General features: G+C 60.2%; 23 protein-coding genes. 11 read left to right on the top strand and 12 right to left on the bottom strand.

Annotated elements, in window-relative coordinates; all coding sequences use genetic code 11:
- Positions 1–7: 7 nt before the first annotated feature.
- Both purN and F8B91_RS02660 read left to right on the top strand, forming a co-directional pair.
- A complete protein-coding gene (gene purN / locus F8B91_RS02665) occupies positions 8–565 on the top strand; it encodes a phosphoribosylglycinamide formyltransferase (protein WP_210324318.1) in 558 nt (185 codons plus the stop codon).
- 38 nt (positions 566–603) lie between these two features.
- A complete protein-coding gene (locus F8B91_RS02660) occupies positions 604–1,236 on the top strand; it encodes a CDGSH iron-sulfur domain-containing protein (RefSeq protein WP_196502170.1) in 633 nt (210 codons plus the stop codon).
- Here the strand turns inward: F8B91_RS02660 and F8B91_RS02655 are convergent.
- The gene (locus tag F8B91_RS02655) at positions 1,233–1,400 is read right to left on the bottom strand and encodes a hypothetical protein (protein ID WP_196502169.1); all 168 of its coding nucleotides are present in this window, start codon (positions 1,398–1,400) and stop codon (positions 1,233–1,235) included. The two genes, F8B91_RS02660 and F8B91_RS02655, sit on opposite strands and share 4 nt — an antisense overlap.
- Before the next feature lie 15 nt (positions 1,401–1,415).
- On the opposite strand from F8B91_RS02655, the gene F8B91_RS02650 reads away from it, so the two are divergent.
- The gene (locus F8B91_RS02650; protein ID WP_196502168.1) at positions 1,416–1,628 is read left to right on the top strand and encodes a helix-turn-helix domain-containing protein; all 213 of its coding nucleotides are present in this window, start codon (positions 1,416–1,418) and stop codon (positions 1,626–1,628) included.
- Here the strand turns inward: F8B91_RS02650 and F8B91_RS02645 are convergent.
- The gene (locus tag F8B91_RS02645) at positions 1,619–2,314 is read right to left on the bottom strand and encodes a helix-turn-helix transcriptional regulator (RefSeq protein WP_196502167.1); all 696 of its coding nucleotides are present in this window, start codon (positions 2,312–2,314) and stop codon (positions 1,619–1,621) included. The genes F8B91_RS02650 and F8B91_RS02645 overlap by 10 nt on opposite strands.
- Before the next feature lie 77 nt (positions 2,315–2,391).
- Here F8B91_RS02645 and F8B91_RS02640 point away from each other — a divergent pair, with 77 nt between their 5' ends.
- From F8B91_RS02640 to F8B91_RS02630, 3 genes are read left to right on the top strand one after another with little or no spacing between them, the layout of a single operon-like run.
- Complete coding sequence (locus F8B91_RS02640) at positions 2,392–3,105, top strand: glutathione S-transferase family protein (protein ID WP_196502166.1); 714 nt, start codon at positions 2,392–2,394, stop codon at positions 3,103–3,105.
- On the top strand, positions 3,102–3,557 hold the full coding sequence (locus F8B91_RS02635) for a DUF1801 domain-containing protein (protein WP_196502165.1): 456 nt from the start codon (positions 3,102–3,104) through the stop codon (positions 3,555–3,557). Before F8B91_RS02640 ends, F8B91_RS02635 begins: the two co-directional genes overlap by 4 nt.
- On the top strand, positions 3,526–4,467 hold the full coding sequence (locus F8B91_RS02630; protein ID WP_196502164.1) for a nucleoside hydrolase: 942 nt from the start codon (positions 3,526–3,528) through the stop codon (positions 4,465–4,467). Before F8B91_RS02635 ends, F8B91_RS02630 begins: the two co-directional genes overlap by 32 nt.
- On the opposite strand, the gene F8B91_RS02625 is transcribed toward F8B91_RS02630, so the two are convergent.
- The 3 genes from F8B91_RS02625 to mtgA form a co-directional block, all read right to left on the bottom strand.
- Positions 4,464–5,561 (bottom strand): GNAT family N-acetyltransferase, encoded by a 1,098-nt coding sequence (locus F8B91_RS02625; protein ID WP_196502163.1) that lies wholly within the window; start codon positions 5,559–5,561, stop codon positions 4,464–4,466. The two genes, F8B91_RS02630 and F8B91_RS02625, sit on opposite strands and share 4 nt — an antisense overlap.
- A 96-nt stretch (positions 5,562–5,657) precedes the next feature.
- Positions 5,658–5,843 carry a 50S ribosomal protein L32 gene (rpmF, locus tag F8B91_RS02620; RefSeq protein ID WP_196502162.1) on the bottom strand — a complete coding sequence of 62 codons (186 nt, stop codon included), beginning with the start codon at positions 5,841–5,843 and terminating at the stop codon, positions 5,658–5,660.
- A gap of 67 nt (positions 5,844–5,910) precedes the next feature.
- Complete coding sequence (gene mtgA / locus F8B91_RS02615) at positions 5,911–6,639, bottom strand: monofunctional biosynthetic peptidoglycan transglycosylase (protein ID WP_246714943.1); 729 nt, start codon at positions 6,637–6,639, stop codon at positions 5,911–5,913.
- Between the two features lie 44 nt (positions 6,640–6,683).
- Here mtgA and F8B91_RS02610 point away from each other — a divergent pair, with 44 nt between their 5' ends.
- Positions 6,684–7,556: a polyprenyl synthetase family protein gene (locus F8B91_RS02610; protein ID WP_196502161.1), complete on the top strand. Its 873-nt coding sequence runs from the start codon at positions 6,684–6,686 to the stop codon at positions 7,554–7,556.
- Here the strand turns inward: F8B91_RS02610 and F8B91_RS02605 are convergent.
- From F8B91_RS02605 to F8B91_RS02595, 3 genes are read right to left on the bottom strand one after another with little or no spacing between them, the layout of a single operon-like run.
- Positions 7,534–8,244, bottom strand: a complete 711-nt coding sequence (locus tag F8B91_RS02605; protein WP_196502160.1) for a YiiX/YebB-like N1pC/P60 family cysteine hydrolase — start codon at positions 8,242–8,244, stop codon at positions 7,534–7,536. The two genes, F8B91_RS02610 and F8B91_RS02605, sit on opposite strands and share 23 nt — an antisense overlap.
- A gap of 13 nt (positions 8,245–8,257) precedes the next feature.
- A complete protein-coding gene (gene ispG, locus F8B91_RS02600; protein WP_196502159.1) occupies positions 8,258–9,481 on the bottom strand; it encodes a flavodoxin-dependent (E)-4-hydroxy-3-methylbut-2-enyl-diphosphate synthase in 1,224 nt (407 codons plus the stop codon).
- Between the two features lie 32 nt (positions 9,482–9,513).
- Entirely contained in the window at positions 9,514–10,416 is a 903-nt protein-coding gene (locus F8B91_RS02595) for a phosphate acyltransferase (RefSeq protein WP_196502158.1), read from the bottom strand.
- A gap of 18 nt (positions 10,417–10,434) precedes the next feature.
- On the opposite strand from F8B91_RS02595, the gene F8B91_RS02590 reads away from it, so the two are divergent.
- The 4 genes from F8B91_RS02590 to F8B91_RS02575 all read left to right on the top strand — a co-directional run bounded on the left by F8B91_RS02590 (position 10,435) and on the right by F8B91_RS02575 (position 15,284).
- Positions 10,435–11,574 carry a citrate/2-methylcitrate synthase gene (locus F8B91_RS02590; RefSeq protein WP_196502157.1) on the top strand — a complete coding sequence of 380 codons (1,140 nt, stop codon included), beginning with the start codon at positions 10,435–10,437 and terminating at the stop codon, positions 11,572–11,574.
- 119 nt (positions 11,575–11,693) lie between these two features.
- Positions 11,694–12,620, top strand: coding sequence for a TAXI family TRAP transporter solute-binding subunit (locus F8B91_RS02585; protein WP_196502156.1), 927 nt, complete (start codon positions 11,694–11,696; stop codon positions 12,618–12,620).
- On the top strand, positions 12,617–13,564 hold the full coding sequence (locus F8B91_RS02580; protein ID WP_196502155.1) for a hypothetical protein: 948 nt from the start codon (positions 12,617–12,619) through the stop codon (positions 13,562–13,564). Before F8B91_RS02585 ends, F8B91_RS02580 begins: the two co-directional genes overlap by 4 nt.
- A gap of 85 nt (positions 13,565–13,649) precedes the next feature.
- Positions 13,650–15,284 carry a thiamine pyrophosphate-binding protein gene (locus F8B91_RS02575; RefSeq protein ID WP_196502154.1) on the top strand — a complete coding sequence of 545 codons (1,635 nt, stop codon included), beginning with the start codon at positions 13,650–13,652 and terminating at the stop codon, positions 15,282–15,284.
- On the opposite strand, the gene F8B91_RS02570 is transcribed toward F8B91_RS02575, so the two are convergent.
- From F8B91_RS02570 to recN, 4 genes are read right to left on the bottom strand one after another with little or no spacing between them, the layout of a single operon-like run.
- Complete coding sequence (locus tag F8B91_RS02570) at positions 15,273–15,587, bottom strand: AzlD family protein (RefSeq protein ID WP_246714942.1); 315 nt, start codon at positions 15,585–15,587, stop codon at positions 15,273–15,275. The two genes, F8B91_RS02575 and F8B91_RS02570, sit on opposite strands and share 12 nt — an antisense overlap.
- Positions 15,584–16,309, bottom strand: coding sequence for an AzlC family ABC transporter permease (locus F8B91_RS02565; protein WP_196502153.1), 726 nt, complete (start codon positions 16,307–16,309; stop codon positions 15,584–15,586). Before F8B91_RS02565 ends, F8B91_RS02570 begins: the two co-directional genes overlap by 4 nt.
- The gene (gene ligA, locus F8B91_RS02560) at positions 16,310–18,379 is read right to left on the bottom strand and encodes an NAD-dependent DNA ligase LigA (protein ID WP_196502152.1); all 2,070 of its coding nucleotides are present in this window, start codon (positions 18,377–18,379) and stop codon (positions 16,310–16,312) included. It abuts the gene before it with no gap.
- On the bottom strand, positions 18,376–20,046 hold the full coding sequence (gene recN, locus F8B91_RS02555) for a DNA repair protein RecN (RefSeq protein WP_196502151.1): 1,671 nt from the start codon (positions 20,044–20,046) through the stop codon (positions 18,376–18,378). Before recN ends, ligA begins: the two co-directional genes overlap by 4 nt.
- Between the last annotated feature and the right edge of the window lie 90 nt (positions 20,047–20,136).

The raw sequence follows: 20,136 nt of genomic DNA, 5'->3' as shown, positions 1-20,136 counted from the left end.
AAAGCGGGTGGGCGTTCTCATCTCGGGAACCGGCTCCAACATGAAGGCGCTGGTCGCGGCATCACGCGCAGCAGATTCGATTTTTGAAATTGCCTGCGTCGTCTCCAATAAGGCCGATGCCGCAGGCATTACCTGGGCGAAAGAGCTAGGCGTCGCCACTCAAATCATCAGCCACCGCGATTATCCCTCGCGCGAGGCTTTCGACGCCGCACTCAATGACTACATGCAAGCGCAACATCTAGACGCCATTGCTTGCGCCGGTTTCATGCGCGTAATGACGCCCGTTCTGGTAGCGCCATGGGCAGGAAAAATACTCAATATCCACCCTTCGCTTCTGCCACTCTACAAGGGCCTGCACACGCATGAACGCGCCATCGCAGCGGGTGAGAAGGAAGCCGGCTGCACCGTACATCTGGTCACAGCTGAACTCGACGATGGCCCCATCCTCGCGCAGGCCCGCGTGCCAGTTCTCGCTGGCGACACGCCCGAATCTCTTGCCGCCCGTGTGCTGTTGGAAGAGCACAAGCTCTATCCCAAGGCGCTCAGCGATTTCCTTTCCCGATGATTTGATCTAACTTCAGGACAGCCAGGGAGAACCCAGCCATGTCCATCGAAGAAACCGTAAACGGCCCAAACGCCACCATTCATTTCAACGCGCGCCGTTGCATTCATTCGCGCAATTGCGTGCTGAACCGCCCGGATGTTTTCGTGCCCAATGTCGAAGGCGAATGGATCCACCCGGAAAATGCCAGCGCGACCGAGCTCGTAGAGATCGCCCACAACTGCCCCTCAGGCGCAATCCGCGTCACTCTGCCCGATGGCGCAGCACTGGAACAACCGCCCATCGTCAACACCGTCCGCCTGCGCGAAAACGGCCCGCTGGCCCTCAATGCCGAAGCGGATGTTGCTGGTGAAAAAGGCCTGCGCTTCACCCTGTGCCGCTGCGGTGCCTCGCGCCACAAACCGTTCTGCGATGGCAGCCACACGGAAGAGGGCTTCACCGCATCAGGCGAACCCGCACCGAAGAATTTCAAGGCGCTGGAAATGCGCAACGGCCCGATCATCGTTGATCCGACGCTGGATGGGCCACTGCATATCACCGGCAATCTCGAAGTGGTGACCGGCACCGGTAAGACCATCAACAAGGTAAAAGACACCTGGCTTTGCCGTTGCGGCCATTCCGCCAACAAGCCCTACTGCGACGGCAGCCACAAGGCCGCGGGCTTCAAGAGCTAAGACGCGAGGGCAAGCCGCTGGAAGCCGCTCGCCAAGCGCCACAGGCGGCGCAGATCATGGTTGTGCACAGGCTGCGTGTAGCGACCACGCTCGCCCGTCAGCACATGGAGATCAATCGGCAGCGGCCCCTGCGGCTCATCAGCCGAGATCAATGCCGAAAACAAGCAGTTCGTATGATCATGTCGATCGTCGTCAATCTTGATGTGATGCTGGCCCGGCGCAAGATGCGTTCCAAGACGCTGTTTGAACTTGTTGGCATCACTGAGCAGAACATTTCACTGCTCAAATCCGGCAAGGTGAAAGGCATCCGCTTTGAAACGCTGGAGGCGATCTGCAAGGCACTGGAATGCCAGACGAGCGATATTCTCGAATTCAAACCAGATCAGGATTGATGCTGCTCCCGAGCCCGCTCTTCCTTCCAGCGTGACATCAGGCGCAGGCGCGGCTCGCGGTATTTCTCCTCAAGCTGCGTCATGGCGGAAATGCGGTCGGTGCGGAAATGCCGGAAGCCTCGGCGCAACTCGCACCAGCCCACCAGCAGGCGCTGAGGATCGAAATAGGTGATGGCGATGGGCCAGATCACGCGGTTCGTCGCCTCGCCGCGCTCATCCTGATAAACGATTGAAAGCTTGCGCTGGGTGCGAATGGCGCTGCGCACCTCACTCAGGTCAATGCGGTCAACCAGTTCATTGTAGCGTGGCGCGGTCAGCAACGGTGCGTCATAGAAGAACGGCCGCAGCGCTTCCGGCAATACCGTGCCAATCTTCGCCACCACGTCAGCTGATGCCAGCTGCAACACCTTGTCGCCGCGCCGCTCCACCCAGGAAAGCCCCAGCATGATCGCTTCCAACTCATCCGCTTTGAACATCAGCGGCGGCAAATCATAGCCCTCGCCGAGTACATAGCCCACGCCCGCCTCCCCGCGGATAGGCACGCCATCGGTGATCAGGTCGGCAATGTCGCGGTACAGCGTGCGCAGCGAAACTTCCAACTCCTCCGCCATGCGCTGCCCGGTGACGGGCCGGCGGTGGCGGCGCAGCAGTTGGATAATACGAAGCAGGCGGTCGGCGCGTCTCATGCTAGTTTCCTACTGCAAACCTGCTGACACCATGTTGTCAGCAGTGTGTCAGTATAGGGCCGTGACAGGAGAAAATCATGCTTGAGCTTTATGTTTTCGGTCCCTATTTCGGTTTGCCCGATGGCAGCCCCTTTTGCCTGAAGGCGCTCACCCTGATGAAGATGTCCGGCCTGCCCTTCGAACCTCGTAAAATGAAATTCGGCGAAGCCCCCAAGGGCAAGGCGCCCTATTTGAAGGATGACAGCAAGATCATTGCCGACAGCCATTTCATCCAGCGCCATCTCGAGGACCAGCACGGCGTGGATTTCTCCGGCGGCTACAAACCGGCCGATCTCGCCAAGGGCTGGGCCGTGGCGCGCATGCTGGAAGAGCATTTCTATTTTCTGTCCATGCATATCCGCTGGCTGCGTGACCACAATTTCTACAAAGGGCCCTACCAGTTCTTCGCGGGCGCGCCCGCACCGCTGCGCCCGCTGATCGGCCGTCTGGTGAAACGCAGCGTCGCCAAGCGCAACCAGGGCCAGGGCCTGGGCCGCCACACCGATGCCCAGCGCTTCGAACTCGGGAAAGGCGATCTCGATGCGGTGGAAGCCATGCTCTCTAAAAACCGATACATTCTGGGCGACAAGGTCTGCGGCATCGATGCCACAGTGTTCGGTTTTCTCTGGGCAGCAGAAGCGCCATTCTTCGAAAGCGAAATTGGCGATTATATCCGCTCGCGGCCCGTGCTGATGAATTACATTACCAACATGGCCGAGCGCTACTTCCCTGAAACCAAGGTCGCCGCATGAGCGCCAGCCTCCTCACCCAAACTGTGAAACCCTATTCGAAGGGCGTTCAAGCGCGGCTGAAGGAAGTGCGCGCGCTCATTGTTGAAACGGCGCGCCAAACTGATGGCGTGGGCAAACTGCTCGAAGCGCTGCGCTGGGGCCAGTTCAGCTTCCTCACGCCAGAAACCGGCAGCGGCAGCACCATCCGCATCGATGGCCGCCGTGATGACGAAGGCAAACTGGCCATCTATTTTCACTGCCAGAGCGGCCTGGTGAATGAGTTCAAACAGCACTATCCCAAGACCTTCACCTTCGAAGGTGATCGCGCCCTTGTGTTTGATGCATCGCTGCCTCTGCCGCGCGCAGAACTTTCCCACTGCATCGCCCTTGCCTTGACTCACCATCTGCGCAAAAAGCAAAAAAACACCAAGGAAACGCGCAATGGCCCAACATCACATCATCATCGACACTGATCCCGGCCAGGACGACGCACTGGCCATTTTTCTTGCCCTGGCCTCGCCCGAGATTGAAGTGCTTGGCATTTGTGCGGTTGCAGGCAATGTGCCCTTGCCGCTTACCGAAGTGAACACCCGCAAAATCTGCGAACTGGCAGGCAAGCCCGATGTGAAAGTCTATGCCGGCGCCGAGCGCCCGCTGCTGCGCCCACTGGTTACGGCGGAACATGTGCACGGCAAAACTGGCCTCGATGGTCCGGTTCTGCCTGATCCAAAAATGCAGCTGCAGAAACAATACGCGGTGGACTTCATTATCGACACACTGATGAACAGGCCCGCAGGCACTGTCACACTCTGCGTGCTGGGCCCAATGACCAACATTGCGCTGGCACTGATCAAGGAGCCGCGCATCGCCTCGCGCATCAAGCGCATCATCGCCATGGGCGGTGGCTTCTCGGAAGGCGGCAACATCACGCCGGCTGCCGAGTTCAATATCTATGTCGATCCGCATGCCGCGCGCGTGGTGTTTGAAAGCGGCACGCCCATCACGCTGGTGCCGCTGGATTGCACCCATCAGGCCTTGAGCAAGAAGACGCATATTGAAAGATTCCGCACGATGAAAAACAAGACCGGCCCCGCAGTGGCCGAGATGCTGGATTTCTTCGAGCGCTTCGACGTTGATAAGTATGGCTCAGAAGGCGCCCCGCTGCATGATCCCTGCGTCATTGCCTGGCTGCTGCATCCGGAATTTTTCACCGGCAAGGATTGCAATGTCGCGATTGAATGCGAAAGCGAACTCACCATGGGCATGACGGTGGTGGATTGGTGGCGCGTCACCAAACGCCCGCACAATGCCCATGTGGTGCGCGGCATCAACGCGGACTCGTTCTTCAATCTGCTGATCGAACGGCTGGCCAAGCTGGCCTAGGACAGCTTGCGACCCTTGAGCTTGAGGTAGAGCGGCTTAGCGGCGTGACGCAGACGACTGACTGATTTCAGCGCCGATGCCATCACCGCAAACCGCGCCGCAGAAACGCGCTGCGGCGCCACCAGCACATCGGCAAATGCCAGCCGGTCCGGCCACAACCTGTCAATCATCGGATGGCCGGGAATGGCGCAAGAATCCACCAGCCTGATATTGCCATCCGCGAAGAAATCTTTGGTGGCCTCAAGCACCACCAGCACGCCCGGAGAAAATTTCGCAAAGTCCTCGTCATAGGCAATCTTGAAAATCCACGCCTGCGGGCCTTCCACCAATCCCACAAGCGAAGCGATGGCTTTGCCGTTCAGCTTGAATGTCCAGAAGCGCAACTTGCCCACCGCCGCCAGCTGCGTGCAGATCTGCCGGAACTGTGCCGCAGTATCGGCATGAAGCTGCAGCGCCGTGCCGGCGCGGCCTTTCCAGCCCTTGGCTTCCAGCGCCAGATAATCATCCACAAGACCCTGCAAATTGTCTGGCCGATCCAGCCGCGCCACTTCAAAAGCGCCCTGCTCGGTCAACCGTTTGTACAGCCGCCGCCATTCCTTGCGGCGCTTCGTATCGAAATTCTTCTCCGCCCATGCTTCATATGTGCCACTGATTTTCAGCGCCGCGCGATGCCAGCGCCGGATGAAAGCAAAGTGCTGCGCCTGCGCCTGGACGCTGACGAAAAACGCACTGTCCTCGGGCAAGTTCACAAATCGAAAGGGCTGCTTCTGCGCATTGAGAAACGCCAATACGGCTTCCTGCCCGCCATGCTGGGTGACCAGCGGCAAAGTACTCGGCGTCACATCAGTCGCTAAAACAGAATCATGGCCGCGCTTCGCCTGCACCGGCATGGCCAGCAGCAAGGATGCACCATCAGAAATCGTGAGCAGCTCGGCGCTCGGATGATGCGTCAAAAGCGCAGAGGCAAATTCAGGTCCATAAATACCGACAGGCTCCAGCGCAGCTGTGGCCAGCTCGCGCCAAGCGCCCGCCACCTGCGCCCAAGCTTCGCCCGATCGCTCCACTTTCAGCTTCTGCCACACACCCGCCAACATGGGCCGAATCTAGCGGCGCAAAAGTTAAGGCCGCCCGCCAAAACAAAAAACCGGCCCAGAAGGCCGGTTCTTAATAGTCAGTAGCGTTAATGAAGCTTAAGCGTCAGCCTTCACGTCCAGAACCTGGCGGCCACGATAGGTGCCAGACTTCAGATCGATGTGGTGCGGACGGCGCAGTTCACCCGACTTTTTGTCTTCAGTCCAAGTCACAGTCTGCATTTTCTGGCCGGAACGGCGCATGCCAATGCGGCTCTTGGTCATCTTTTTGCGTGGAACGGCCATATCTAAACCTCTGAAATCTCTAAAACAAAACAAAAAGGGCGCTAGAAACGCCCGAACGTTGAGGGCTCTATAGCTTGGGATTCTGGCTTATGCAAGTAAGATAGGAGCCAATCCCCGCCATCCTGAGCTGGATGCGCGAGGCCACCACCCGCACCTTGGCCGAAGGCTTGCCCGCATCCCGCTTGATCGGATTGGGCAGCACTGCCGCCAGCAAAGCCGCCTCGCGCCGCGAAAGCTGGGCGGCTGACTTGTGAAAATGATGCTGCGCCGCTGCTTCCGCGCCATAAACGCCGGGCGCCCATTCCACAATGTTGAGATAGATCTCCAGCATGCGCCGCTTGGTCCAGATCGTATCCATGTACAACGCAAGCGGCATTTCCAAACCCTTGCGAATGAAGCTGCGCCCATCCCACAGGAACAGGTTTTTCGCCACTTGCATCGAAATGGTAGAGGCACCCCGGCGCGGTGCTTCATCGCTGCCATCAAAGGCGTCCTCGAATTCGATCCAGTCAATGCCGTGATGGCTGCAGAAACGCTGGTCTTCCGAGGCCACCACCGCGCGCGGCAGCTCGGGCGACATCTCGCTCAGCGAAACCCAATCCTTGTGCAGGCCATTGCCGGTGAACAGCCGCAGGATCATTACATTGGAAATGGGCACCGGCACGAAGCCATATACAAACGTCATCACCAGCGGCCATGCGATCAGCACGGTCGCAATGCGCTTGAGCCACACGCGCCAGCGCGGCCCGTCATTCCAAAAGCCTTTGAACTTGTCCCCAAATAACATTAGGTCCATTTATGACATTCCCCCGAACAGGGGAATGCCGCTTCAAGAGTTTGATGAATTTGGCTTCCAGCACTCCTTTCGAGATCAATCTGTCGGCGCGCGCCAGCTTGCTGGAGGCGAAGCTCGACCGCTTGTTGCCGGCGCAACCCGGCAACCGCCTGCGCGCTGCCATGCGCTATGCCGCCCTGGGCCAGGGCAAGCGCCTGCGTCCCTTCTTCGTCACTGAGAGTGCCGCCCTGCACGGCGTGGATAAGGAGCGCGCACTGAACGTGGCCGCTGCCCTTGAAATGATACATTGCTACTCTCTGGTGCATGATGATCTGCCTGCCATGGACAATGATGACCTGCGCCGCGGCCAGCCCACCACCCACCGCAAATTCGACGAGGCCACGGCCATCCTCGCCGGTGACGGCCTGCTCACCTTAGCCTTTGAAGTGCTGGGCAATGCAGGCGAACCCGCCACGCTGATTGCAGCCCTTGCCAAGGCCGCTGGCCCTTCCGGCATGGTCGGCGGCCAGATGCTGGATATGGAAGCCGAGACGCGGGGATTTGCCTCGCTGGAAGCGATTTCCCAGATGCAAGGCATGAAGACGGGGGCGCTGTTTGAATTCGCCTGCACCGCTGGCCCGCTGATGGCGAAGGCTGACACCAGCGCGCTCAAAACCTACGCCGAAAAAATCGGCCTCGCCTTCCAGATCGCCGATGATATTCTAGACGTGGAATCCAGCAGCGAAGCCCTCGGCAAAGCCACCCAGAAAGACAAGGCCAAGGGCAAGGCCACTTTCGTGGATTTCCTCGGCCTCGATGCTGCCAAAAAAGAGGCGACCAATCTGGTAGAAGACGCCAAGGCCGCTCTCAAATCCTATGGCTCGAAAGCCGATCTCTTGCGCGGTGCGGCAGATTTCATGATCGCCCGCCGGAAATAAGCCGCTTGGCCTCTTCGTAATTGTCCACTTCATAGACCCAGCCGCGCCGGATCACATATTTCCACTTGAGCTTGTTCGATGTGGCCAGATCTTCTGGCGTGATGCCCAGCAGTTCATCCTTGCTTGGGTCAGTGAGCCCATTTTTGAGGACCACGCGGGCCACCGGGATGTTTTCCATTTCAGCCGCCGCAAACAATCCGTATTGGATGAAGCCGGAACAGATGAATTGCCGTGGCATCCAGCGCCGGTAAACACTGGGCCTGCGCCCCACGCGGCGCGTCACCTGATGGATTCCGAACAGCACAGACAGCGCGATGCGGAACAGCCGGTGGAAATCATAAGGCTTGTTCACCTCATTGAGCAGGAAGCCATTCGCCCGCTTGAAGAAGGGTTGATAGAACCCCTCGCTTTCCAGCCGCAGGATGCCCACTTCTTCAATCGGTGCGCGCCCCTGCACATAGCCCTCCAGATCAGCCACCCCAACGCCCATGAACAGGCTCTGGATGACGAAGGTTTTGGAAAACCCGTCCTTTTCCTTGGGCAGCAGGAACACCATGGCTGCATGGCTGAAGAACGAGCCAGACAGAATGCGGATGAGAACGGACACCGGGCTCGGGCTGCGGGAAACCAGAATATCGCCCCGATTGAGGAAGCGATCTGAATCGGTGAAGAATTCCTTCACCCGCATGGGGAATCGCGGCTCAGCCCCAGCGCTTGGCGACATAATCTTCAACAATGCCCTGGAACTGCGTGGCGATGTTTTCACCACGCAGGGTCTTCACCTTCTGGCCATCGATATAGACTGGTGCGGCAGGTACTTCACCCGTGCCAGGCAGCGAAATACCGATGTCGGCATGCTTGCTTTCACCGGGCCCATTGACGATGCAGCCCATCACCGCGAGGGAAAGATTTTCAAAACCCGGATATTGATTACGCCACTCCGGCATCCGCCCGCGCACGTAAGACTGGATATCCTGCGCCAGTTCCTGGAACACGGTGGAGGTTGTGCGCCCGCAGCCTGGGCAGGCGATCACCATCGGAGCAAAGGCGCGCAAGCCCATCGTCTGCAGGATCTCCTGCGCCACAATAACTTCACGCGTACGGTCGCCGCCGGGCTCCGGCGTGAGCGAAATGCGGATCGTATCTCCAATGCCCTGCTGCAACAGAACAGACAGCGCGGCAGTCGAAGCCACAATGCCTTTCGATCCCATGCCGGCTTCAGTGAGGCCGAGATGCAGCGCATGGTCCGTGCGTTGCGCCATCATCCGGTACACAGCGATCAAATCCTGCACCTCCGAGCACTTGGCGGAGATGATGATGCGGTTGCGCGCCAGACCCAATTCCTCGGCATAGAGGGCCGACGAGATACCGGAGCGAACAATCGCTTCATGCATCACCGCGCGGGCGGGCAAGGGCGTAGCCGATTTGGCATTTTCATCCATCAGCGCAGCCAGCATGGCTTGATCAAGCGAGCCCCAATTCACCCCGATGCGCACCGCCTTGTCATGCTTGGCCGCCACTTCAATCATGGTGGCGAAGTTGCGGTCCTTCTTTTCCTTGAAGCCCACATTGCCGGGATTGATACGGTATTTGGCCAGCGCTGCCGCGCAATCGGGATACTGCGTCAGCAGCATATGCCCATTGTAATGAAAGTCACCGACCAGCGGCACATTCACTTTCATCTTCGCCAGCTTCTCGGCGATGTAGGGAACGGCGGCAGCACTCTCTTCACGATCTACCGTGATGCGCACCAGCTCCGAACCGGCGCGCGCCAATTGCGCCACCTGAAGGGCCGTTGCCTCGGCATCTGCCGTATCGGTATTTGTCATGGATTGCACGACAACAGGCGCGGAGCCGCCCACCGTGACCTGGCCTACCTTCACGCCCACTGTTTTGTGGCGGGCCTCAATTGCCGAATAGCTCATGCGCCCTCATCTGGCCTTTGCATGTTGCAAGGTCAAGACGTGAGTGAAAGCAGCAGAGATGCAGTATCCACAATGTCGGACACCGATGCCCCGCGTGATAGATCGGAAACCGGCTTGGCAAAGCCCTGCAGCACGGGCCCGATGGCCGTGGCCCCGCCCAGATATTGCGACAGCTTGTAGGCAATGTTTCCGGCATCCAGATCGGGAAAAACCAGCACATTGGCCCGGCCCGCCACCTTGCTGCCCGGCGGAACCTTGCGCGCCGCCACGCTCTGCGAAAGTGCGGCATCCCCCTGCAACTCGCCGTCAATATGAAGATGCGGCGCCTTGGCCCGCGCGATGCGCAGCGCCTCCACCACCTTGTCAGAATCCGCATGCTTGCCGGAGCCGCTGGTGGAGAAGGAAAGAAGTGCCACATAGGCTTCCTCGCCCAGCAGGCGCGCGGCACTATGGGCGGAAGCAATGGCAATGTCGGCCAGTTCAGCAGCGCTCGGCTGGATGTTCACGGCGCAATCGGCAAAGACGAGACGCCGCTCCGGCCATTCCATCAAGAAGAAGCTGGAAGGCGTGGCAATGCCTTCCTCCAGCCCCACCACCATCAACGCCGCCTCGATCACTCGCGCAGTCGGGTGCGCCACGCCAGCCAGCATGGCATGCGCCGTGCCATCCGCCACCAAGGCGGCCCCAGCATAAAGCGGCTTGGACAGTAGCTTTGCGGCCATGGCCGGTGTGAGCTTCGGGCGCTGCGCCTGCAGCCGTGCCACCGCCGCCTCGGAAGGCTTCGGCGCATCAGCTCCGAACACGATAGGATCGGCCAGTCCCTTCCGGCGCAGAATGGCGGCCGCCTCCGCAATGCGCGCGTCATCCCCTTCTGGCATGACGAGCCGCAAGTTTTGGCCCTTGATCCTGGCCTTGGCCTGTTCGATGACATTCATAAGCGAAGGGTTTGCCACATGGCCGAAGAAGAAAAAATTGAAATCCGCCGGGGTCTGAAGGGCGTCTATTTCGAACGCTCGGCCACCAGCGATATTGACGGCAAGGCCGGCACACTCACTTACCGTGGCTATTCTATCCATGACTTGGCGGAAAAATCCACCTTCGAGGAAGTGGCCTATCTGCTGATCCATGGCGAACTTCCCAAGGCCGCGGAACTCGCCGCCTTCGACAAGGCGCTGAAAGCCGCGCGTGATCTGCCGGAACAAATTTCGGGTCTCATCTCCACGCTCAAATCCGCCCACCCGATGGATGTGTTGCGTACTGCCGTTTCGGCACTTGCGGCCTTCGATCCCCAGCGCGATGATTTCTCAGTCGTGGCCATGCGCGCCAAGGGCACTCGGCTCACCGCGCAAATCCCCGTCATCATCGCGGCCCATCATGCGGCACGCTCGGCCAAGTCTTTGCCCAAGCCGGATCATGCGCTCTCGCAAGCCGCCAATTTCCTGTGGATGATCACCGGCCACAAACCGTCGGCAGAAACCGCTGCGCTGATGGACCGTGACATGATCCTCCACGCCGAGCATGGCGCCAATGCTTCCACCTTCGCAGCCCGCGTGGTGATCGGCACCGAGGCTGATCTGCACGCCGCGATGACGGCGGCCATCGCCGCCCTCTCCGGCGCTGCCCACGGCGGTGCCGCTGAAGATGTGATGAAAATGGCGCAGGAAATCGGCACGCCCGAAAATGCCGCCGCCTATGTGAAGGCCAAGCGCGCCGCAGGCGAAGCCGTCACCGGCTTTGGCCACCGCGTCTATCGCACCGAAGACCCGCGCGCGCGCCACCTGCGCGACGGCGTGGAGAAACTATCCGCCGCGATGGGTCAGCCCAAATGGTATGAAATTCTGCAGGCCGTCACCGAAGCGATGAAGCCCTATGCCCGCTTTGGGGTGAATGTGAATGTCGATTTCTATGCTGGCGTCATTTATTACCTTCACGGCATCCCGCAGGAAATGTTCGTGCCGATTTTTGCGGCAGGCCGCGCCCCCGGCTGGGTGGCCCAATGCATCGAGCAGGCCCAAAACAATATCCTGATCAGACCGTTGACGCTGTATGACGGCCCGGCCCCGCGCGATTATCAACCAATTGTCAGCCGCTAAGTGTATTAACCTGTCTTAACATCACCCCGCTTCTGCCCGCTGATTGCCACATTCAGCTTCGAAAAAGCCCCCCGGGCCGGCGCCACATCTGGTGGCCTGAGTGAGTTGAGGGGAATGGCATGAAGACGATTTTCATGTGCTGCACCATGTTGGTGTTAGGCACATCTGCCCTGCAAGCAGAACCCAAAGAGACCCCGTTCAACATCATGGTGGGTGAAGCCTCCTGGCTCCCCGAAGCCTCAACCATTGCCAAGGCGCTGGATCACGAAAGCGGCCTGCGCATCATGCCCGTCCTGGGCCGTGGCAGCGTGCAGGCGGTGCAGGACCTTGAGAATTTCCCTACGCTGGATGCAGCCTTGGTCACCGCCGACAGCCTGACCTATGTGAAGGCCCAAAGCCTCATGGACCCGGCCGATGTAAAGCTCACCTATATCAGCGCCGTGAAACCGCTGCCGATCGTGCTGGTGGCCGCACGCGGCATTCCCAATATTACTGCATTGGCCGGCAAGCGCATTGCCACCGGCACCGCCGACAGCGCATCTTTCGCCAGCGGCGAATTGCTGATGGGCGCCATGGAAGTGCCCTTCCTGCGCGTTCCCGCCTCACAGGAAGGCGCAGTTGATGCACTTCTCGCTGGCCAGGCCGATGCCGCCTTCTTTGTCGGTGTGCCCACCAACCTGGCCAGACTGGGCCGGAATTTCCGAGTGCTATCTCTGGTCTTGCCCACCGAACTCACCGGCACCTATCAGGCCGCCAAACTGACCAGCGCCGACCTGCCGGGCTTGATCCCATCCAACGCGCAGCTCGACACCGTCAGCACCGAACTCATTCTCGCTGCCAATAGTGCTGACACGTCGAAGGATCACGCCAAGGCGATGAAGGCGTTCACCTTCGAACTGTTCCGCCAGAGCACAGACTCGACCAACATGCTGCGCGCCGAAGTGCCGGGCTGGACGCGTGAGGCCAATGCCGCAGCTCTGGTCAAAACCATGATGGCCAACGCGGCCGATAATCCAACCATCACCCCCACAGGAGCAACGCCATGAGCTATTCGCCTTCGCGCCTTGATGGCAAACTTGAGTCTGAAATGCCTGACAACGAAACCCCAACGCCCAGCTGGTTCCCGCCGCAGAACGAAGCCGAAAAGGCCGAAAGCCTGGTGGCCAAATACCGTGAGCGCGCCGCCAAACATGCCGAAGCCCGCGCCGCTGAAGATGAAGCACTGGCCGCCTATCACGAAAAGCTGGAAGCCAAGATCAAGCAGGCCAAGCGCGCCTATGATCCGGTGCTGGAAGAAGTCAAAGCCGCGGCCTCGATGCGCCAGCCGCGCCAGGCCATTTCACTGGATGATGATTTGGATGCTGCCCCCGCCATGCCGCTCGCCAAACGCCGCCGCAAGGCCAAGCCGTCCTGGCCGCGCTACCTCGTCTTTGGTCTTTGCGCCATGGGACTGGGCTTGAGCCTTGGATACGGCCTTGCGCGCAAGGATACGATTGTTGCCTTCTTCGGCACCACGGTTGATGCCGCGAAGCAAAAGGTCGCCACCCTGGCGCAGCCGCTGCCGCAAGCGGCAACTCCCGTAGCATCTGCTTCAGGAAGCTCCACCGTCGCGGCTCAAGCCGTCACGGCACAACCCGCTGTGATGACGCTGCCTGCCGATCCGGTTCCGGACCAAGCCCCAGCCCTCAAGCTGGCAGACGCCTCGCAGAACCAGCGCGTGGCCACCGCGCTGCCCGATCCAGTCGCCCCCGGCGATGATCTCGTGGCCAAGGCTGATGCCTTGATGTCGCAAGGTGACGTGGCCTCCGCCCGCCAGCTCTATATGCAGGCGGATGCACAGGGCAATGTGAAGGGCACATTGGGCGTGGCGCGCACGTATGATCCGCGCGTGTTCACCCAGCTCAAGATCACCGGCCTGCAGCCAGACGCCACCAAGGCCAATGACTGGTACGCCAAGGCGGCAGCAGCCGGCATCGGCACCGCCAATTAACACCTGTTCAGCATAGCCATTCAGCGGCCTCGACAAATCACGCTGCGCGCGGCAAAAACGGGCCCAAACAAGGGCTAGTCTTAAAATGCGCGCAGCAGATTTCATGGTGGAAAGCTTCAAGGCCCACGGGCTCAAGCGGGTTTATTGCGTGCCCGGCGAAAGCTATCTGGCCTTGCTCGACGCGCTGCATGGCAGCGGCATCGAAGTGATCATCTGCCGCCATGAAGGCGGCGCTGGCTTCATGGCCGTGGCCGAAGCGAAGATGACGGGCCGCCCGGCGGTGGCGATGGTCAGCCGCGGGCCCGGTGCCACCAATGCGTCGATCGCTGTCCATCAGGCCGAACAGGACGGCGTGCCGTTGATCCTGATCGTGGGCCAGGTCTCGCGCGAGGAAAAATACCGTCACGTCTTCCAGGAAATGGATTACGGCGCTTTCTTCGGTTCCACCTCAAAAGGCGTGTTCGAACTTTCCGACGCGACACGTTTGCCGGAGATGATGCCGCGTGCCTTCCGCCTCGCCGCCGAAGGCGTGCGCGGGCCTGTGGTGCTCTCGCTGCCGGAAGACATGCTGCACGATACCGTGCCGAATCCGCAGGTTCTCACTTATCCATTGCCGAACGTTGATGCAGCGCCCTCGCAGGTCGATGAAGTTCTCGCCATGCTGAAGCAGGCCGAGCGCCCGCTGCTGATGGCGGGCTCCACCTTGCGCGGCAAGGCCGGTTCTGATGCGCTGGCGCGCTGCGCCGATGCCTTGCGCGTGCCCGTCGCCACCACCTGGAAATCGCAGGACGTGTTCGACAATAATTCCGAACTCTATGCCGGGCACACCGGCTTCGGCACCACCAAGGGCCAGCGCGAAGCATTGGCCGAAGCCGATCTGATCATCGCCGTGGGCACTCGCCTTGGTGACCCGGCCTCAATGGGCTTCACCCTGCCGCAAGTACCTCAACCGAAGCAGAAGCTCATCCATATCTATCCAGACTCTCGCCCCATCGGCCGCGTGATCCGCGCTGATCTCGGCATCGTGGCGGACCCTGCGAAGTTCCTCGCGGCCTTGGCCAGCAATGCCGTCGTGGCCCCGGCCACCCGCGAACGCTGGATCTCCACCGTGCACGGCGCCACCGTGAAGGCGCAGGAATTCAAATCCCCCAACCCAACCGACGGCGTGGACTTCGGCGCCGTCACCGTGGCTTTGGGGAAGCTCGCGCCGCCCAATGCCGTCATCACCATGGATGCTGGCAACATGACCACCTGGCCGCACCGCCATTGGAAAATGACACCGGACAATCTGCTGCTCGGCGCTGTCGTCGGTGCCATGGGCTTTGGCGTGCCATCAGCCGTCGCGGCGTCACTCAATGATCCTTCCCGCACCGCCATCTGCTTTGTGGGTGACGGCGGCATCCTGATGACGGGTAATGAACTCGCCACCGCCATCGCCTTCGGCGCCACGCCCAAGGTGGTGCTGTCGAACAACGGCATTTACGGCACCATCCGCACCCATCAGGAGCGTGAATATCCCGGCCGCGTGTCCGGCACCAAACTGGTCAATCCGGATTTCACCGCCTGGGCCGAAACCTTCGGCGTGAAAGCCTTCCCGCTCAATATGGGTGATGATGTGGAAGCCGTGGTGCACGCCTTCCTCGATCACAAGGGCGCGGCACTTCTGCATGTGCAATCGTCGGCCTTCGCTTTGTCGGCAAACGGAACGTTACCCCAGTAAAATCTTCAGCAGCCACACACTGCCAATGCCGATCACCATCGTGGCCAGCAGCGGCAAGCGCATGATCGCAGCAATCGCGGTGATGATGGCAGCAAGGCTTTCCGCCCTGCCCGTCATCAGCACGGTGGGTGTGATCACCGCCATGAGCACTGAGGGCGGCAGCGCATCCAGCGCCGCCTTCATCCGGCCTTTGACTTCGATGCCGCGCATCAGCAGCAGGCCGGAAAGGCGCGTGGCATAGGTGGCAAGCCCCATGCCAAGGATCGCCAGCAGCCATTCCCAATGCACCGAGAGCATGCTCATGGCGTGCCCTTCTCGATTGTATCCCGCACGCCCACTTCATCATCCGTATGAAGCAAGGCCGCGACCGCCACGCCGGCAAAACCGCCCATCAGAATGAACCACTGCCCCGGCACATAGGTTTTCGCCAAGGCCGCAACCAGCGCACTCGCACCAATCACTGCCGCCGTGCGCGGGCCCTTCCAGAATCCGGCAATGATGGTGATGAACATCGCGGCCAGACCGAAGTCACCCAGCGCCGCCACGTCACCCAGCGACTGCCCGATCACCGCACCCACAGCTGAAAACAGGAACCAGGTCGGCCACAGTGGCAGTGCTACGCCGAGATAATAACCAAGGCTCAAAGGCCCATCCAGCGCGCGGCGCTCGGCAATGGCCCAGGCCTCATCCGTCAGGATGTAGATCATGAATGGATGCATCCAGCGCGGCACCGATTGAATGTGGCGTGAGATCGAAGCCGCCATCAGGAAATGCCGCAAGTTCACAATCAGCGCCGTCACGATCAGCAGCAGCACCGGCAGCGGCTCAGACCACATATTGACGGCGATGAATTGCGACGCGCCAGCATAAACAAAGAAGCTCATCAGCAACGCATCAATCGGCGTGAAGCCCTTGGCCGCCGCCAGCGTGCCCCACAGCATGGCCAGCGGCACATAGGCCAGCACCATCGCCCAGGAGATTTTGAGTCCCGCGCGGAAATCGTCCCAGAAAGAAGTTCTATTCACTCAGTCCCGCCCGATCAGTTCAAACCAGCCATTCTCATCGATGACTTTTACGCCGTGCTTTTCGGCGTCTTTTAGTTTGGAACCGGCTCCGGGACCAGCGACCAGAAGATCAGTTTTCTTGGACACACTGCCCGCCACCTTGGCGCCCAAACGCTCGGCCATCGCCTTGGCCTCTTCGCGCGTCATCTTTTCCAAAGCACCGGTAAACACCACCGTCTGCCCCGCCACCGGCGATGAAGTCGCCACCGCTTCCAGCGCCTGCGGCTTCACTTCCTTCAGCAGCGCGTCATAGATTTCCAGATTGTGGGGCTCGCCAAAGAACTCAATCACCGCTTCGGCCACAATGCTGCCGATGCCATCAATCGCATTCAACTCATGCCGCGCATCATTCTCTTCTGATAAAGCCGCCGCCTTCATCTGCTCTTCCAGATGTTCGGCGGAATGATAATGCCGCGCCAGAACGCGCGCTGTCGTCTCGCCGATATGGCGGATGCCGAGCGCGAAAATGAAACGGTCGAGCGCAATGGTGCGGCGATCTTCGATGGCGGCAAACAGATTGGCCACGCTGGAAGCACCCCAGCCTTCGCGTTGGTCCAACTTCTTCACAGACCGCGCATCGCGCGCAGCCAGCGTGAAAATATCCTGTGGCGCGGCGATCAATCCGTCTTCATAAAATTCATGCACGATCTTGTCGCCCAGGCCTTCAATGTCATAGGCATTGCGCGAGGCAAAATGCTTCAGCCGTTCCACGCGCTGTGCTGGGCAGATCAACCCGCCGGTACAGCGCCGCACCGCATCGGCCTTGCCGGAGCCACGATCCTCACGCTCGGCATGGCTGCCGCAGGCCGGGCAGACTTTGGGAAACTCATAAGGCACCGTGCCCTGCCCGCGCTCGGCCACGCCCACAATCTGCGGGATCACATCGCCGGCGCGCTGGATGATCACAATGTCACCCACCCGCACATCCTTGCGCGCAATCTCGTCTTCATTATGCAGCGTGGCGTTAGAGACAACCACGCCGCCCACCGTGACCGGCTTCAGCCGCGCCACCGGTGTAAGCGCACCCGTGCGCCCCACCTGAATGTCGATGGCCTCAAGCACAGTGGTCGCCTGCACGGCGGAAAATTTATGCGCAATCGCCCAGCGTGGGCTGCGCGACACAAAGCCCAGCCGCTGTTGCAAGCCGAGATCGTTCAGCTTGTACACCACGCCATCAATGTCATAGGGCAGCTGAGACCGCATCGCTTCGATCTTGTGGTAATGCGCCAGAAGTTCAGCACCAGACTTGCACAGAACCATCAGCGGATTGACCGGCAGGCCCCAGCTCTTGAAAGCTTGTACCATGCCCCATTGCGTATCGGCGGGAAGCTGTGGGGCTTCACCCCACGCATAGGCAAAAAACTTGAGAGGGCGTGATGCAGTGATTGAAACATCCTGTTGGCGCAGCGAACCCGCCGCCCCATTGCGCGGATTGGCCAGCGGCTTTTCACCCTCGGCAATCAGCTTCTCATTCAGCGCCTGAAAGTCCGCGTTCTGCATGTAGATTTCGCCGCGGATTTCGATCAGGTCGGGCGCGGATTTTGGCAACTCATGCGGCACATCCTTGATGGTCTTGATATTGGCGGTGACATTCTCACCCTCCGCCCCATCGCCGCGCGTGGCGGCCTGCACCAGTTTGCGGTTCTCATAGCGCAGCGACATCGAAAGCCCATCGATCTTCGGCTCCGCCGTGACCGCCAGTTCGGTGTCTTCGGGCAGGCCGAGAAAACGCTTCATGCGCGCGAGGAATTCTTCCACCTCTTCATCGGCAAACGAATTGCCGAGAGACAACATCGGCACCGCATGTTTCACCTTGGCAAATTTGCCCGAAGGTGCTGCGCCCACTTTCTGTGAAACCGAATTTTTGGCTAGCGTTGGATATTGCGATTCCAGCTCCACCAGCCGCCGGCGCAATGCATCATAGTCGCCGTCCGAAATGGTCGGCGCATCATCCTGATGATAGGCCAGGTCGTGTGCGGCCACTTCGGCAGCAAGGCGCGCATGTTCTTCCGCAGCGTCCTTCCGGCTCATCCCCGGCCTGCCAGCAATTCTTCAGCCTGCGCGCGCGCCGCATCGGTGACGGAAGCACCCGACAACATGCGCGCCAATTCCTCGCGCCGGCTGGAGGACGACAGCGGCTGCACCCGCGTCACCATGCGCTTGCCACCCACGTCTTCCATCTTGGAAATCAGCAGATGCTGCGCGGCATTGGCCGCCACCTGCGGGCTATGTGTGACAGCGAGAACCTGCAAGCCGCCCGCCAACCGCGACAGGCGCTGCCCGATGGCATCCGCCACTGCACCACCCACGCCAGTATCAATTTCATCGAAGATCAGCACAGGCGCTGAACCCTTCGCCGCCAGGATCACTTTCAGCGCCAGCATGAAGCGCGCCAACTCGCCCCCCGATGCCACCTTCATCAGCGGCTGCAGCGGCGTGCCCGGATTGGCGGCCACCACAAATTCCACCCGGTCAATGCCATCAGCACCAGGCTTCGAGGCATCGCTCAGCACTTGCGTTTCAAACCGCGCCTTGTCGAGCTTCAGCGCCGGAAGCTCGGCCAGCACAGCCTTGTCCAATCCCTTCGCCGCCTTGCGCCGCGCGGCAGAAAGTGCATCGGCGGCCTTCTCATAAACCGCCTTGGCCTCGGCATAGGCGGCTTCCAGTTTTTTCAGCGTGGCCCCGCCATCGGTGATCGAGGTCAGCTCCGCTTCAAACCCGGCGCGCTTTTCGGCCAGCTGATCCACGGTGCATTTGTATTTGCGTGCCGCGGCCCGAAGCGCGAACAGGCGCTCTTCGGATTGTTCGAGTTCCTTCGGGTCAAATTCAAACCGCCGCCGCGCTTCGTCGAGTGCGCGGTGCGCCTCATTCTGTTCGAGCAGCACACGTTCTAGGGCCGTACAAACCGCATCCAAACGCCCGCCTGCGCCTTCCTTGCGCCGCTCCAGCTTGCGCAAAGCGGCATTCAGCCGGGCATCAGCATTCATCTCGCCAGACAGAGCCGTTTCGGCATCATCAAGTGCGGAGGCATATTGCTCCGACTGCATCATCACCTGGCGCTTTTCAGCCAGCAAAGCTTCCTCATTGGCTTCGGGCGACAAGGCCGAAAGCTCGGCAGCGGCATGTTCCAGATATTCACGTTCCGCCTCAGCTTTCGCCATCAATCCCTTGTGATGATTCAGGCTTTCCGAGGCAGCACTCAACGTTTTCCAAACCGCACCCAGCTTTTCAGCCTGCTCATCCAGCCCGCCAAATGCATCTAGCAAGCGCCGGTGCTCGGCCACATCGACCAGTGCCCGGTCGGCATGCTGGCCATGGAGCTCCACCAGCAGCGCCGCCACCTGCCGCAACAGGTTCAAACTCACCGGCTGGTCATTGATCGTGGCGCGGCTTGGCCCATCAGCATTCTGTATGCGGCGGATGACAATTTCGCCTTCCGCATCAACCTCATGCGCCGCCAGCAATTGCAAAGCCGCATGGGCTTTCGGCAGCGAGAACGACGCCGCCACGCTGCCCTTGGCTTGGCCCGCCCGTACCAGCGAACTATCGCCCCGGGCACCCAGCGCCAGCCCCAGCGAATCCAGCAGGATGGATTTGCCTGCCCCGGTCTCGCCGGTGAGGATGGTCAGGCCATTTTCCAAAGCCAGATCAAGCTTTTCGATAAGCACGATGTCGCGGATCGAGAGGGCATTCAGCATGCCGCCTTATACCAGAATCTGCTCCGGCTGGCGAGTGTTCTTGTTATGTTTCTCTCACCTGTCCGTTGATTTTTTCACAGGGTCTCCAAG

It is taken from the genome of Aestuariivirga litoralis, assembly GCF_015714715.1.
GTDB classification, from domain to species: Bacteria; Pseudomonadota; Alphaproteobacteria; order Rhizobiales; family Aestuariivirgaceae; genus Aestuariivirga; species Aestuariivirga litoralis_A.
This window is presented reverse-complemented; position numbering and strand designations above follow the sequence as displayed.

What these genes read in the sequence shown, in the direction of transcription:
- F8B91_RS02660 (WP_196502170.1), top strand. Translation starts at nt 604, where the DNA reads ATGTCCATCGAAGAAACCGTAAACGGCCCAAACGCCACCATTCATTTC.
- F8B91_RS02650 (WP_196502168.1), top strand. Translation starts at nt 1,416, where the DNA reads ATGTCGATCGTCGTCAATCTTGATGTGATGCTGGCCCGGCGCAAGATG.
- F8B91_RS02645 (WP_196502167.1), bottom strand. Translation starts at nt 2,314, where the DNA reads ATGAGACGCGCCGACCGCCTGCTTCGTATTATCCAACTGCTGCGCCGC.
- F8B91_RS02640 (WP_196502166.1), top strand. Translation starts at nt 2,392, where the DNA reads ATGCTTGAGCTTTATGTTTTCGGTCCCTATTTCGGTTTGCCCGATGGC.
- F8B91_RS02635 (WP_196502165.1), top strand. Translation starts at nt 3,102, where the DNA reads ATGAGCGCCAGCCTCCTCACCCAAACTGTGAAACCCTATTCGAAGGGC.
- F8B91_RS02630 (WP_196502164.1), top strand. Translation starts at nt 3,526, where the DNA reads ATGGCCCAACATCACATCATCATCGACACTGATCCCGGCCAGGACGAC.
- F8B91_RS02625 (WP_196502163.1), bottom strand. Translation starts at nt 5,561, where the DNA reads ATGTTGGCGGGTGTGTGGCAGAAGCTGAAAGTGGAGCGATCGGGCGAA.
- rpmF (WP_196502162.1), bottom strand. Translation starts at nt 5,843, where the DNA reads ATGGCCGTTCCACGCAAAAAGATGACCAAGAGCCGCATTGGCATGCGC.
- mtgA (WP_246714943.1), bottom strand. Translation starts at nt 6,639, where the DNA reads ATGGACCTAATGTTATTTGGGGACAAGTTCAAAGGCTTTTGGAATGAC.
- F8B91_RS02610 (WP_196502161.1), top strand. Translation starts at nt 6,684, where the DNA reads ATGAATTTGGCTTCCAGCACTCCTTTCGAGATCAATCTGTCGGCGCGC.
- F8B91_RS02605 (WP_196502160.1), bottom strand. Translation starts at nt 8,244, where the DNA reads ATGCGGGTGAAGGAATTCTTCACCGATTCAGATCGCTTCCTCAATCGG.
- ispG (WP_196502159.1), bottom strand. Translation starts at nt 9,481, where the DNA reads ATGAGCTATTCGGCAATTGAGGCCCGCCACAAAACAGTGGGCGTGAAG.
- F8B91_RS02595 (WP_196502158.1), bottom strand. Translation starts at nt 10,416, where the DNA reads ATGAATGTCATCGAACAGGCCAAGGCCAGGATCAAGGGCCAAAACTTG.
- F8B91_RS02590 (WP_196502157.1), top strand. Translation starts at nt 10,435, where the DNA reads ATGGCCGAAGAAGAAAAAATTGAAATCCGCCGGGGTCTGAAGGGCGTC.
- F8B91_RS02585 (WP_196502156.1), top strand. Translation starts at nt 11,694, where the DNA reads ATGAAGACGATTTTCATGTGCTGCACCATGTTGGTGTTAGGCACATCT.
- F8B91_RS02580 (WP_196502155.1), top strand. Translation starts at nt 12,617, where the DNA reads ATGAGCTATTCGCCTTCGCGCCTTGATGGCAAACTTGAGTCTGAAATG.
- F8B91_RS02575 (WP_196502154.1), top strand. Translation starts at nt 13,650, where the DNA reads ATGCGCGCAGCAGATTTCATGGTGGAAAGCTTCAAGGCCCACGGGCTC.
- F8B91_RS02570 (WP_246714942.1), bottom strand. Translation starts at nt 15,587, where the DNA reads ATGAGCATGCTCTCGGTGCATTGGGAATGGCTGCTGGCGATCCTTGGC.
- ligA (WP_196502152.1), bottom strand. Translation starts at nt 18,379, where the DNA reads ATGAGCCGGAAGGACGCTGCGGAAGAACATGCGCGCCTTGCTGCCGAA.
- recN (WP_196502151.1), bottom strand. Translation starts at nt 20,046, where the DNA reads ATGCTGAATGCCCTCTCGATCCGCGACATCGTGCTTATCGAAAAGCTT.